The organism is Mesorhizobium sp. M0292, assembly GCF_040321695.1.
In the GTDB taxonomy this organism is placed as follows: Bacteria; Pseudomonadota; Alphaproteobacteria; order Rhizobiales; family Rhizobiaceae; genus Mesorhizobium.
The window spans coordinates 114,060-126,949 of record NZ_JAMYSB010000016.1 but is presented as its reverse complement, the minus strand read 5'-3'; the positions used below and the strand labels follow the sequence as shown (position 1 = coordinate 126,949).

General features: G+C 58.3%; 8 protein-coding genes and 4 pseudogenes. 7 read left to right on the top strand and 5 right to left on the bottom strand.

What is annotated here, in order from left to right:
• The first annotated feature begins 41 nt into the window (after positions 1 to 41).
• The 6 genes and pseudogenes from NKI96_RS22935 (at position 42) to NKI96_RS22910 (ending at position 6,835) form a co-directional block, all read left to right on the top strand.
• The gene (locus NKI96_RS22935; protein ID WP_352806343.1) at positions 42 to 1,631 is read left to right on the top strand and encodes an ABC transporter substrate-binding protein; all 1,590 of its coding nucleotides are present in this window, start codon (positions 42 to 44) and stop codon (positions 1,629 to 1,631) included.
• Between the two features lie 181 nt (positions 1,632 to 1,812).
• Entirely contained in the window at positions 1,813 to 2,589 is a 777-nt protein-coding gene (locus NKI96_RS22930; RefSeq protein WP_352806340.1) for an SDR family oxidoreductase, read from the top strand.
• 205 nt (positions 2,590 to 2,794) lie between these two features.
• The gene (locus tag NKI96_RS22925; protein WP_352806337.1) at positions 2,795 to 3,304 is read left to right on the top strand and encodes a thioesterase family protein; all 510 of its coding nucleotides are present in this window, start codon (positions 2,795 to 2,797) and stop codon (positions 3,302 to 3,304) included.
• A gap of 146 nt (positions 3,305 to 3,450) precedes the next feature.
• Entirely contained in the window at positions 3,451 to 3,705 is a 255-nt protein-coding gene (locus tag NKI96_RS22920) for a CoA-transferase (protein WP_502900290.1), read from the top strand.
• Between the two features lie 144 nt (positions 3,706 to 3,849).
• Positions 3,850 to 4,811: pseudogene (locus NKI96_RS22915) on the top strand (acetyl-CoA C-acyltransferase).
• Positions 4,812 to 4,906: 95 nt separating this feature from the next.
• On the top strand, positions 4,907 to 6,835 hold the full coding sequence (locus NKI96_RS22910; protein WP_352806334.1) for an MBL fold metallo-hydrolase: 1,929 nt from the start codon (positions 4,907 to 4,909) through the stop codon (positions 6,833 to 6,835).
• Here NKI96_RS22910 and NKI96_RS32595 read toward each other — a convergent pair.
• From NKI96_RS32595 to NKI96_RS32590, 4 genes and pseudogenes are all read right to left on the bottom strand, one after another.
• Entirely contained in the window at positions 6,744 to 7,256 is a 513-nt protein-coding gene (locus tag NKI96_RS32595; RefSeq protein ID WP_502900293.1) for a hypothetical protein, read from the bottom strand. The two genes, NKI96_RS22910 and NKI96_RS32595, sit on opposite strands and share 92 nt — an antisense overlap.
• A gap of 115 nt (positions 7,257 to 7,371) precedes the next feature.
• Positions 7,372 to 8,256: a citrulline utilization hydrolase CtlX gene (gene ctlX, locus NKI96_RS22905; RefSeq protein ID WP_352806373.1), complete on the bottom strand. Its 885-nt coding sequence runs from the start codon at positions 8,254 to 8,256 to the stop codon at positions 7,372 to 7,374.
• A gap of 412 nt (positions 8,257 to 8,668) precedes the next feature.
• The gene (locus tag NKI96_RS22900; RefSeq protein ID WP_352806331.1) at positions 8,669 to 9,886 is read right to left on the bottom strand and encodes an arginine deiminase; all 1,218 of its coding nucleotides are present in this window, start codon (positions 9,884 to 9,886) and stop codon (positions 8,669 to 8,671) included.
• 609 nt (positions 9,887 to 10,495) lie between these two features.
• Positions 10,496 to 10,702: pseudogene (locus NKI96_RS32590) on the bottom strand (IS5/IS1182 family transposase); the annotation flags it as partial.
• On the opposite strand from NKI96_RS32590, the pseudogene NKI96_RS22895 reads away from it, so the two are divergent.
• A pseudogene (locus NKI96_RS22895) lies at positions 10,702 to 10,803 on the top strand (transposase); the annotation flags it as partial. The pseudogenes NKI96_RS32590 and NKI96_RS22895 overlap by 1 nt on opposite strands.
• A gap of 473 nt (positions 10,804 to 11,276) precedes the next feature.
• Here the strand turns inward: NKI96_RS22895 and NKI96_RS22890 are convergent.
• Positions 11,277 to 11,794: pseudogene (locus NKI96_RS22890) on the bottom strand (transposase); the annotation flags it as partial.
• Between the last annotated feature and the right edge of the window lie 1,096 nt (positions 11,795 to 12,890).

The window sequence follows — 12,890 nt, the reverse complement described above, 5'->3', positions numbered from 1 at the left end:
CATCTACACGGCAAATCGAACTATCCAAGGGAGAAACCTACGTGTCCAACGAACTCGATTTCCTTAGCCACCGCGTTGCCGCAGGCAAACTGAGCCGCCGCGATTTTCTTGGCCGCGCTGCTGCCCTCGGTGTCACCGCTACAATTGCAAACTCGCTGCTTTCCAGCGCGCTACGTGCTGCTGGTCCGGTCAGGGGCGGCACGCTCAAGGCAGGCATTCAAGGTGGCGAGTCCACCAACAGCCTCGATCCGGCGATTAATCTCAGCCAGGTGCCGTTCGTGTTTTCCAAGTGCTGGGGTGAAACGCTTGTGGACCTCGCACCAGACGGAGGTATCGAATATCTGATCGCCGAGGAGATCGGGGGCTCCATGGACGCCAAGACGTGGACCATGAAGATCCGCAAAGGCATCCAGTTTCACGACGGCAAGGAGGTGACGCCGGACGACGTCGTTGCCACGTTGAAGCGCCACAGCGACGAAAAGTCGAAGTCCGGGGCCCTCGGCATTCTAAAAAGCATCGACACCATGAAGGTGGACGGTGGCAACGTCGTTGTGACACTGAAAGATCCTAACGCCGACCTGCCTTACCTTATGGCCGACTATCACCTTGTCATCCAGCCAAATGGCGGCATGGACAAGCCCGACGCCGGAATCGGCACTGGCCCGTATAAAGTTTCAGACAACGAGCCAGGTGTTCGCCATGGCGGCGAGCGCTTCGCGAATTACTGGCAGCCCGACAAGTACGGCCATGCCGACCAGATCGAAATTATTGTAATCAATGACCCAACGGCGCGGATAGCGGCTTTGCAGGGCGGCCAGGTCAACATGATCAACCGCGTCGAACCGAAGATCGTGGATCTCGTCAAGCGACAGCCCGGCGTCACCATCCGTGCCGCCTCCGGTCGCGGTTTTTACCCGTTTAACATGTTCTGCGACACCGCGCCCTTCGACAACAATGACCTGCGCATGGCGCTGAAACTCGCTATGGACCGGGAGGAGATGCTGCAGAAGATTTTGCACGGCTACGGCTCGGTTGGCAACGACATGCCGGTCAACGCCGCTTATCCGCTGTTCCCCGAGGACATCGAGCAACGAAAGTTCGATCCGGAAAAGGCGGCGGCGGCTTACAAGAAGTCTGGCCACAGCGGCTCGATCTTGCTCCGCACCTCGGACGTCGCCTTCCCGGGCGCCGTGGACGCCGCCCAGCTCTATCAGCAGAGCTGCGCCAGGGCCGGCATCAAGATCGAGATCAAGCGCGAACCGGGCGATGGCTACTGGTCCGAAGTCTGGAACAAGCAACCATTCTCTCTCTCCTTCTGGGCCGGTCGTCCGACACAGGATCAGATGTACTCGACCGCCTATCTCTCTACTGCGGATTGGAACGACACCCGCTTTAAGCGCCCGGATTTCGACAAGATGGTCATTGCAGCGCGCGGCGAACTCGACCAGGCTAAACGCAAGAAGATCTATCGCGACATGGGCGAGCTCATGCGCGACGAAGGCGGCCTGATCGTACCGTTTTTCAATCAGTTCGTTGACGCGACCGGCAAGGGCGTCGAAGGCTGGGTCGTCAACCCGGCACAGGAAATGAGCAACGGCCGTGCGCTTGTAGAGTGTTGGCTGCAGTCCTAAAAGCGAAGGGCCGGTTAAACCCGGCCCTTCTTGCCCCACCCCTAGAGCGGAGTCCGCCGCGGCAGCGACTCGCTCTAATTGCCGCCGCCTGCCATGCGCCGGGAACCTACCCATCACATTCACATATCGGCTCACTATGAGTGAGCCCGCGAACAGATTTTTGGTTCAGAGGAAAATTGCTATGGATCTAGGGCTGAAGAACAAGCGTGTTCTGGTCACAGCTGGTGCTGCCGGTATCGGAAGGGCGGTAGCAGAGCGTTTTGCGGCCGAGGGAGCAAGAGTGCTCGTCTGCGATGTCGACGCAGAGGCTCTCCAGAGTGTTCTGCCAAGCTCAGGCATCGGTACGATCGCCACCGATGTTTCCAGATCCGAGCCGGTAGCCAAGCTCTTTGGGGAGATTGAGAGCCGTCTCGGCGGGCTTGATATCCTGGTGAACAATGCTGGTATTTCTGGACCTTCGAAACCGATTGAAACTGTGAGTGATGAAGATTGGAGGACCACTCTCGGCGTGAATCTGGATGGCGCGTTTTTTTGTGCGAGAGCGGCCGTACCCCTTCTCAAGGCTGCCGGGGGAGGAACGGTGATTAACATGTCCTCGACGGCCGGCCTGCTGCCGTATTCATTGCGCTCTCCCTATTGCGCCGCCAAATATGCTGTGATCGGGCTTTCCGAGGTCATGGCGATGGAATTGGGGCCGCACAACATCAACGTCAATGCGATTTGCCCCGGATCTGTCGACTCACGCAGAATGGACCGGGTCCAAGCCATGGCCGCGCAGTCGCGTGGTGTGTCTATTGAGGAAATCAAAGAGCGTGAGCTCAAGCTGTACTCGATGCGCAGGCTTGTGAACGTTGAGGAAATTGCGAGTATGATCCTTTATCTTTGCAGTCCTCAGGGCCGCATTATTTCTGGCCAGTCGATCGCCATCGACGGCCAAACCATTGCGACTGAATACTAAGCAGCTTTGCAATGGCTCCGCGCCGATGATCCTGCCACCCATGTTCTCAGGACATTACATCGCTCTCAAGCAGCTAGCAATTATGTGCGAGCTGGCAGACTCCTGCTGGGCTTTCCACTCGCTAAGCCATGTTCTCTTTTAGGTCAGTAACTTGCGGGTGTGCTGTCCTCGTCAAACTCTGGATAAATTTGGAAGCGGTGGCCCGATGGCTGAGACCGATGCCTTTAAACGTCAAGTCAACCCAGGTCCGGAGCCCATGAAGCTGCTGGAATTGGAGGTTCCTGCTGATTGGATCGACTACAATGGCCACATGACTGAATATCGCTACACGCAGTGCTATTCCGACGCCTGCGACGTGTTCCTTCACCAGATCGGCGCCGGAGCCGAATATGTGAAGGCAGGCTACAGCTACTACACCGTCGAAAGCCATGTTCGGCTGCTAGCTGAGGCGAAACTCGGGGATGCGATTTACGTGACGACGCAAGTGTTGCCGTCTGACGGCAAAAAGCTCCATAACTTTATGCGGCTGTATCGGGCTTCCGACGACACCTTGCTGGCGACCTACGAAAGCATAATGCTCCATGTTTCGACGAAGAAAAATCGGTCTGTTTCTCCGCTGCCTGAGGTGATGGATAAACTCAAGCCTATAGTGGATGCCCATGCTGTCCTCCCAGTACCCGAGGCGTCGGGACGATCGATTGGGCAGAGGAAGTGATGACACCCTTTGCGCCGTGGACCCCATATGGCCATCTCTTCCAGCGTCGGTCTTCGGCCGACAGAGATAAGACCCTTTGCTCGGCGTGCCGAGATGTCGATCCATTCTCACGGGTAACAACGTGTCCTTTGGAAATCGGGGAAACGATGTCAAAGGCCATTGTAGCGCTTCGTGAACAAGATCAATATGGAAGCCCCTTCTGCGCTGGTCTTTTATTTGACGGGATGTTGATTGCTGCGGGCGGATTTGGCTTTGCGGGCATACCGGAGATTGTGATCCGCGCGATCCGGGACGCTGGGACCACGGAGCGGACGATTGCATCGAACGATTGGGGCGTCGATGGTTTCGGGCTCGGAATGCTGCTGAAGCAGAGCAAGAAGATGATCTCCTCCTGTCGGTGAGCACGCCGAGTTCATATGCCGATACCTAAGCGGGTAACTGGAACTGATGACCAATTACTCAAGGCAACCGAAGCAACGATCGTTAACTGACTTCGCGGCGCGCCACAGAAAGCCAGGGCGCTGCTCACGAGAAGAGGAGCCATCATGAGCAAGACTTCCATGGTCGTTGCCAGCGCCGCACGCACGGCTGTCGGCTCTTTTAACGGCGCCTTCGCCGCCACCCCGGCGCATGAACTTGGCGCCGTCGTCATCAGGGAGCTTTTGGCGCGCGCCGGCGTCGAGCCGGGCGAAGTCGACGAGGTCATTCTCGGCCAGGTGCTGACCGCCGCCCAGGGCCAGAACCCCGCCCGCCAGGCGTCGATCAATGCCGGCCTGCCCAAGGAGACCACCGCCTGGGGGCTCAACCAGGTTTGCGGCTCTGGCCTGCGCGCCATCGCGCTCGGCATGCAGCAGATCGCCGCCGGCGACGCCACTGTGATCATCGCCGGCGGCCAGGAATCGATGTCGCTGTCGCCGCACGCCGAGCACCTGCGCGCCGGCGTCAAGATGGGCTACTACAAGATGATCGACACCATGATCAAGGACGGGTTGTGGGACGCCTTCAACGGCTACCATATGGGCAACACCGCCGAGAACGTCGCCCGCCAGTTCCAGATCACCCGCGACGACCAGGACCAGTTCGCGCTCGCCTCGCAAAACAAGGCCGAGGCCGCGCAGAAGGCCGGCAAGTTCAAGGACGAGATCGTGGCCTTCACCATCAAGGGCAGGAAAGGCGACACTGTCGTCGACCAGGACGAGTACATCCGCCACGGCGCCATTATCGACGCCATGTCCAAGCTGAAGCCGGCTTTCGACAAGGACGGCACCGTGACCGCCGCCAACGCGTCGGGCATCAATGACGGCGCCGCTGGCGCGCTGCTGATGAGCGAGGCCGAAGCCGTCAATGGTGGCGCCATCGCCATCGGTCACCCGATCGGCGCTTCGGGCGCCCGCCAACACGCTGGTCTACGAGATGCGCCTCGTGGCGCCAAGAAGGGCTGGCCACGCTCTGCATCGGCGGCGGCACGGGCGTCGCCATATGTTGGAAGCGATGTGAGAGAGCTTAGTTGATGGTAACAGCCAAGTCCGCATTTGCGATGGACCACTCGTGATCAAGAACGTCTTCGGCACAAGCGTATCAGCGCTCTGAGAAAGAAATAGAATGTCTCTCATCCAGCTCTCCGAACACCTTTGGGCGTATCACGATACCTGTACCGTTTACGTTCTGAAAAGTGGCTCGGAGTGCCTGCTGATCGATACAGGATCGGGCGCTGTTTTGCAGCATCTTCATACAATCGGCATCGAACAGGTCGACTGGGTTCTACATACCCATCACCACAGGGATCAGTGCTGGGGAACGCCTATCGTTCAAAAAGCTGGGGCGAAAATCGCGGTGCCGGAATACGAACGCCACCTATTCGACGATGTCGAGGCGTATTGGCAGGCACGACGCATCTACGACAACTACAATGACAGCAACACGTTCTTCTCACTAGGAGAAAATCTTGCGATCGACGCTGTTCTGGAAGACTACGGTACCTTCGTCTGGAAGGAGTACGAATTTCGAGTGCTTCCGGCGAAGGGTCACACCTGCGGCATGGTTAGCCTGATTGTAGATGTAGATGGTACGAGAGTGGCCTTTATTGGCGACCTGATGACTGCCGGCGGGAAACTCTATCAATTGCACGCAATGGAGTATGGCTACGGTGACCTTCTCGGTGCCGAATTCACAATGCAGTCGATACTCGCCTTAAAAAAGGAGAACGTCGAGAGCGCCTATCCATCTCACGGGGTATCAATTAACGACGTGAAGGGGGATATCGAAAGGCTCGAATCGAGACTCGAAACACTTTCTTCTATCGGCAGGCTTTTTACATCGGGCCGAGACGTTAATTTCAACGAGACGCAGACTATCCGCGAGAGTAGGCTGGAGCGGATCAGTGAACATCTGCTGTGGGCCGGGCCTTACACCTGTTCCAATTTTTACGTTGTGCTGAGTGGAAGCGGTCACGCAATGTTGATTGATTATGGGCTAGCCTCGCAGGGGCATCTCCATAGCGGCGCAGATTCCGACGGGCTGCAGGCCCTGCGTTTCGTCGAGCATCATATCGATCAGCTTCGCGATGATCATGGAGTGCGGCATATTGAACTCGTCGTGCCGACGCACATTCACGATGACCATGTCTGTGGCATACCGTACCTCCAGCGACATTTCGGCACAAAGTGCTGGGCCCTCGATTGTGTCGCCGAGGTCATTGCCGATCCAGCTGCGTGGGCAAGTACGCCGTGCTGCTTCCACAAACCCATTGAAGTGCAACGGATTCTGAGTGACGGTGAGGCTTTTCACTGGCGAGGATTTGACTTAGAGGTGCATTACGCCCCGGGTCAGACCGAATTTCACGCGATGATTCTGGCTAGGATCGACGGAAAACGAGTCGTTTTTGGCGGCGACAATCTGTTCCTTTTTAATCCTCGCGCCGGAGGGATTGATCGCGAGATTGCTATCCAGGCGACGGTCATGCGCAACAGCTTTCAATTGGAGATGCATCGTCGCTGCGCTAATGTAATACGGGTACTTAACCCCGATCTTGTGTGTCCTGGGCACGGAAAGCTGATTGATATGGATCAGGCGAGGATCGCCGAGTACACGAGTTACATCGAACGTAAAGAAGCAGCTTTCCGAGGTATCGTAGATGAACCCGCCAATCATTTTATCGATCTATTCTGGGCGCGGATGCTCCCTTATATTTCGCATGTTCAGCCGAATAGCAAGCTCATATATACAGTGAAGCTCCGCAACAACTTGGAGCGCCCTGCTGTGTACAGCGCTCGCCTCCAACCGGCATTTGGTTGGGCCTCGGATGGAGAGGCTCAGAGCATTGAGCTTCAACCGCGGCAGCTAGGCGAGGTAATGCTTCAGGCCACTGCCCCGTCTCATGTTGATCAGCGGCGAAGGCTCATCACCGTCGAAATTTTGATCGACGGTGTATCGCAGGGACCTATCTGTGAAGCCCTCGTTTCAACGAGATTAGCTTCTGTCCCGCAGGGACAAACGATTGAGTTCGCATTGTCAACCGACTCCGGGAGTTGATCCCTCCTATCGCCTCACGGATGCATGTTGCGGACCGCGATGAGGCCGACATGGCCGCTAACTCCTCTGTCGCGGCGGGGGGAGATAGCGGCCAGCTCGTCATCCAACCCGCCATCGAGGAGGAACAGCTAAGCCATTTCCATGCCTTGGAGCGCGACGGGTCGATCTTTGTAAGGCGTTGCGACACACACTTGCTGCCGAGCGCCGGCTCTTCCGCGAGCCATGCCTTAATCTGCGCCTGAAGGGCTCGTATAGCAGGGGAGGGTCTGTGATTTTTGGTGGCATGAGGTCGGCGCTCTGGTGCGAAACGCACGAGAAGGGCTTCCGCGGTCAGATCCGCGTCGTGAATGGGCGCGCCGGCGGCTGGCCGAAAAGGCCGATCAAAACGCGCGCTTGCCCGCACGCCCTTGACACGAACCATGGCCAGGCTCATGACGCTTGCGCGCGACGACCTGTCCAAATCCGACGCCCCGGTGGCAGTTGGAGTTCCGGTTTCCTATTTCCGCAGGGTCGGGTCGTAACGAACAGACCGATTTCTAATCCCGGGGCGTGAGGTGCACTCCGGCGATGGTGCATCGCACGGAACCGCCAGCTAGCTCGATCGTTGGAATTGCTAGGGGCAGGATGCGCGCGCTCTCGCCGATGATGCCGATCTGTTCCGCTGTCAATGCCAGAAGTGCGGTCGTCGACAGGGCCAAGATGCGCCCGTTCCCGCCCAGGAGCTCAATGGCATTGCCAGCAAACTTCTCGATCTGTGCGTTGGTGAGCCCGATTACTCGACGGCCCGCCCGTTCGAAACGGTTGACGATTTCGCGTCGTCGCCCTGAGTCCGTAATCATGTCGAGGCCGATCATGGCGAAATCGGTTGCGACGCACATCAGCACGTTCGTATGATAAATGTCGAACCCGCTGGGGTCCTTCGCCGAGAACAAAATCGGCTCAAAACTAAACTGGGTGCAGAACCTTTCAACTGCGATAGGATCCGTGCGCTCAGATCTTACCGCATAGGCGACACGATCGATGTGATCGAGCACCATCGAACCGGTACCTTCCAAGAAGAGCCCGTCCAGCTCAAGGCCAGAATAGTCGATAACCTCCTGCACTCTATATCGGCTTTTCAGCATGTCTATTATATCGCTCCGGCGCTCACGCCGGCGACTCAAGGCCTTCATCGGGTAGATCGCCACGTAACCGCCAGAGTGGGTTGAAAACCAGTTATTCGGAAACACTGAATCCGGAGTGTTGCTGCCCTCGCTCTCGAACAAATGCACCACTATACCCTGCTCTCGAAGCAGCGCGGCGGCGCGGGTGATCTCCGCATATGCGAGCGGCGAGAGATCACCAGCAATCTCATTCGATAGTTGAAAGCGATTATCGGCAGCAGTCTCGGTATTGACCGTGAAATGATGGGGGCGAACCATAACCACCGAGGAAGGTGCCTGAGTGGAGAATTCTGAACTTGGTACCACGGGAAAGACGCCGATCGGGTTAGTAAGCAGGTTGAAGCTGCCACAGGGGCCGCTGATGTAGGTCATCGACCATGTGGAGACGCTGGCAACATCCATTCCAAAGTCGCTCTCGTACTGCGTATCGCCGAAGAGTCCTGGGTTTCGAAGCCGACGCTGTCGAACAGAGGAGTGTTGAACGTCGCCGACCTAGTGCCATGCCACTCACGAGGCTAAGAGTCTTGTTCAATTGTCGGTGGTGCAGAAGCGGATATGCCTGCCGGTTCCAGAGCTTCCGCAGACCTAAAGGAGACGACGGTGAAGCCGAAATCATCGAGATTGCGGACAGTCTTTGGTGCCTTGCGGGTTGATGTCATAGTGCCTTTGCTCAGATTGGATCGCGCACAATGGGACAAGTCATGCAGTGTGCGCCCCCACGTCCCCGGCTGAGTTCCGCACCGTCGACAGCGATCACTTCCACGCCGGCGCGTCTCAACATCGTGTTCGTGTATACGTTTCGTTCGTAAGCAATCACGACGCCGGGCTCGACGGCGACCACATTATTAGCGGCATCCCATTGCTCCCGCTCGGCCGCGGAGTTATCGCCACCGGTCGCGACAGTGCGGAGAGCGTTCAATCCTAACGCCTCGGCCACCACCGACAAGAACGGTCGAGCCTCCTTGGTGACATCGAGCACACCCTCAGCGTTGGTCGGCCGTAGCGAAAACGTGTGCAGCAACTCAACAACCTGTGGGTAGATTGTCACGAGGTCGCGGTCACAGAAGGTGAAGATTGTGTCCAGATGCACATAGTTGCGTTTCCGCGGCATCAGCGCTGCGATGACTCGGGTTACCTCCTTCGTCGTGAACAAGCGGCGCGCCAGAGCCTCGACTGCCTGCGGTGTGGTTCGTTCGCCCATTCCAATTAGCACAACGCCGCCGCCAATCGGCATCACATCTCCGCCTTCGAGGCTGGAAATGGGGTCTATCCCATCGGGCAACAGGAAAGTGAAGCTGGCCTCGCGAAACCGCGGATGGAACCGGTAGACGGCCTCGACATTCGCAGCTTCCGGCTGTCTTGCGGGCCAATGCATAGCGTTGACCGTGACGCCCCCATAGATCCAACATGAACTGTCACGTGTAAAAAGCTGGTTCGGCAAGGGCGGCAGGACGAAATCTTCCGGCATTAGCGTTTGCCCCGTCAGGCTGCGCGGTTTGAACGGCATTTCCGCAACAAGAATCCCGCCAACCAGATATGTCGCGAGCTGACCAGCAGGAATCTCCTCAAGCCAGCCCCGCAATTCATCGACCATGTCTTGCCCAACGGCGGAAGCATTGACGCGACGGTCGAGTAGCCAACGGCGCGCTTCGGGCAAGGCCACCGTTGCAGAAAGCAGGCCGTCCAAGGAGTGCACCAACACGCCACGGTCGCGCAGGGCCTCCACGAACGTATCGTGCTCCCGTCCGGCGCGCTCCACCCAAAGCACGTCATCGAAAAGAAGGCCGTTGCAGTTCCGCGGGGTGAGACGGTGGAGGTTAAGGCCTGGCCGGTGCACCAGCACTTCTCGCAGCCGGGCGACCTCGGAATGCACACCTAAGCTCATCATGGCAGTTGCCTTGTCCTCAGAGCGGGCCAATGGCGGAGATTCTGTCTCGTTGGCGGTAAGGCCATCGCGCCATGAGGGCGGTCATGGAGGGATCGGCCGGAACGAAGGCGCTCCCTCCGCTCACGCCTCCGCCCAAAGTTGGAAGAGGATGCGGCGTAGATTGAGGACATCGCTATAGAGACATCATCCAAAATGCGCGGCGCGCGGTGTAGCTGACGAGCCGGAGCATAAAGACGCGCGAATACCGGATTTGGCGGTTGCATCCACCTGTTCGGAGCATCTCGTGCCGGTGATGCCCTCAAGTAAATCATCCGTACAGACATCGAACGGCCCTGCTCCTACGTGAACGTCAGAGTATAAACAGCAAGAGCAATGCCAAGCGAAAAAGCGATGTAATTTCTATGTGGTGCTCGCTTTTCCTGTTTCTGCGAGTCCGGTAAGGCCAAGCTTTGTCATGCTTTAGACAATCCAATTGGGTTGCGAAAGGCACAGCGTCCTACGCACAGAGCGCGAAGGGGAGTAAGAGACCTGTGAGCGGGTATCTGGCTGGTATGTTGATCTGTGATTCTCTCAATCAGACAACGGATTGGCGCCTGACTCGAAACTCGGTTACGTGCGAGGTGGAGCTGCGCGGTGGCGAAGCATGAGGCGAATGGAGGCGATGAAGACCCACGCTTCGGCGCTTGCGATAGTCTCGAAAACCTTGGCGAGCCGGTCAACGCCCGAGCCAGGCGAGGGTTCGCTCGATGTCTCATCGTCGCGGCAGCACCTCGAGACCTTGGCCGTGTCGGAGCGCTTGATCGTCCACGTGCCCAGGTCGGCGAGAGGTCGAGTTGGTCGTGTCCGACGATCATGCCGGCCTGGTGGCAGCGATCGGCGAGGTGATCCCCGAAGCCGCCTGGCAACGCTACTACATGCCGTCGTAGCCACGCAAACCGGCAACGTCCGCGGCCTTTGCCGATTGGCTATCGCTGATGCCGGCGGTCGGGCTCGCCTGGCGACCAAGCGTCAGGTGGGCCGCAGCCACGCAGGTGGAAGTACAGCCTATCGTCTCGCCAGGCATTAGAAAATAGCGTTGAACCGTCAAAACGGCGGGAAGCAGTCCTGCAACGCCCGCCGCTGGCAGCCGGTCCAAGCAATATATGGTTGTGTGCGTCAAGTTCTGCAAAAAGGGGGCGGCCATGACGCTGGTCATGCGGCTTGGCGCAGAGCGAGCTTCTTGTGCTCGCGCAAATCGTCCATGTTGATGTAGCGGTTGGCCTCCATTCAGTTTTCGTTGGTCTCGACGGCTAGGCCCTGACCAGGCGCAGGCAGCTTTCGGTTGGGAAAGATGCGCACGCCATAGGTTCTGCGCCTAGATTAATTTCGCAGAGGCCAGGGCTGATCTGCCAAGGATGAGGTAAGGAAACGGCTCTTGAAGGGGGCGCCTGGCAAAGGCAGCGAGGCTCTCGTCCAGCCGCTTGTTGATGGCCGAGATCGACGAGGCCGAGAAGGCATGGCCGCACAGTTCTTCCGTGATCGCCTTCACCTTGCGGGTCGACACGCCCTGCACATACATCTCCGCCAGTGTCGCCACCAAGGCCCGCTCGGAACGCTGGTAGCGCTCGAACAGCTCGGTGGAGAAGCGCCCGGCCCGGTCCTGCGGAACCCGCAGCTCGAGCTTGCCGACCCGCGTCACAAGGGTGCGGCCGTAATAGCCCGAGCGATAGCCAAGCCGTCGGGCGTGCGCTCGCTCTTCGAGGCACCCAGCGCCTCGTCCATCTCGGCCTCAAGCACCTCCTGCATCACCGCACGGAGCACTTCGTGCAATCCATCCGGGTTCGAAAGCAAAATGTCTTTGACGGCAGCGCTGGCGGTCTTAACTTCAGTCTTGGTCCGTGGTCGTCCTGTCGCCTTCGCTCCAGGCATGGACGGCCCGATCAACGCCCATTCCCTGCCCGTCAACGCGCGTTGCATCCCGCTGCCCCGCACGGTAATATTGAGGGTGGCCCCCGTCCAACCCTCTCGTGATCCCGCTCAAGTCTAAACAACTCAAGCGGATCACAACGGACGCCACTCAACCGCTTCCAAGCCCAATCCCGAGTTTCGGGTCAGGCTCTGAGAGATGCGATGTACAACCAGGCAAAACCGGTGCGGACGCTGCGTGATGGCGGGGCCACCAGATTCTCGAACGCTGACCCCTGCGGACCTGCTCGACATGATCCTGGAGTTGGGGCCGTGCCGTCTACTCGCGCGCACCGGACCGACCGCAAAAGCTTCCTGAAAATCCTCCAACGCATTCCGTCCACGCCAACGGCTAGCAGAACGATATCCGCAGCGCACCCGGCACGCTTAATGACCGAGGATCCGCGATCTCGTGCGGCCCAACTATGATGCGCTTGCGTCGAACTTCGTCCGATGCCGCAGCCGCCGCATGCGGCATGGCCCTGGTCGCTTGGGTTCCGCCGCTAATCTTGCTGCCTTCGCAGAGCACGTTCGGAAAGCAGAAAAGATGTGAGCCGACTGGTTTTGCTGCCCTGTCATCATTGCAGTGCCTGACTTATGGGCGCCCGAAGCACCGCGGCAGTTTGACAGGAGCAGTCAGGAATCCTGTCCGTGAGGCCGGTTTCGTCATAGGCCGACGAAGCGCTCGCCGAAGACGACGGCGAGCTGTGTCTTGGCCTCGAACCACTCGCGCGGCGGGTCGGCCGCGCGACCGCCAAATACCATACCGAGACCGCCTCGCCGCCCCAACATGTTCCGGTCTCTGGATCAGCCTATAGCGGTCTTGAGGATCGCTATCCGACGCGCTGTGTCGCCATTGTCGGGTCCGCTACACGGCTTCGTCCACAATCACTGTTTGGCCACAAGCTAAATCGCTGAAAAGCAACCACGAAATTTTTCTGCGGCACGACGGTCAAATTGGCACGAGTCTTGAGATCCTTAGGTGCGAGGCGGCTACAGCTGCCCGACCGGCATTCATGTCGCGGCAGCCGCGATGAATGGAACGAAGGAAGGAAAGCCA

Excerpts from the sequence above, each read along its gene's own strand:
- NKI96_RS22930 (WP_352806340.1), top strand. The coding sequence starts at position 1,813 with ATGGATCTAGGGCTGAAGAACAAGCGTGTTCTGGTCACAGCTGGTGCT.
- NKI96_RS22925 (WP_352806337.1), top strand. The coding sequence starts at position 2,795 with ATGGCTGAGACCGATGCCTTTAAACGTCAAGTCAACCCAGGTCCGGAG.
- NKI96_RS22920 (WP_502900290.1), top strand. The coding sequence starts at position 3,451 with ATGTCAAAGGCCATTGTAGCGCTTCGTGAACAAGATCAATATGGAAGC.
- NKI96_RS22910 (WP_352806334.1), top strand. The coding sequence starts at position 4,907 with ATGTCTCTCATCCAGCTCTCCGAACACCTTTGGGCGTATCACGATACC.
- NKI96_RS32595 (WP_502900293.1), bottom strand. The coding sequence starts at position 7,256 with ATGGTTCGTGTCAAGGGCGTGCGGGCAAGCGCGCGTTTTGATCGGCCT.
- ctlX (WP_352806373.1), bottom strand. The coding sequence starts at position 8,256 with ATGGTTCGCCCCCATCATTTCACGGTCAATACCGAGACTGCTGCCGAT.
- NKI96_RS22900 (WP_352806331.1), bottom strand. The coding sequence starts at position 9,886 with ATGATGAGCTTAGGTGTGCATTCCGAGGTCGCCCGGCTGCGAGAAGTG.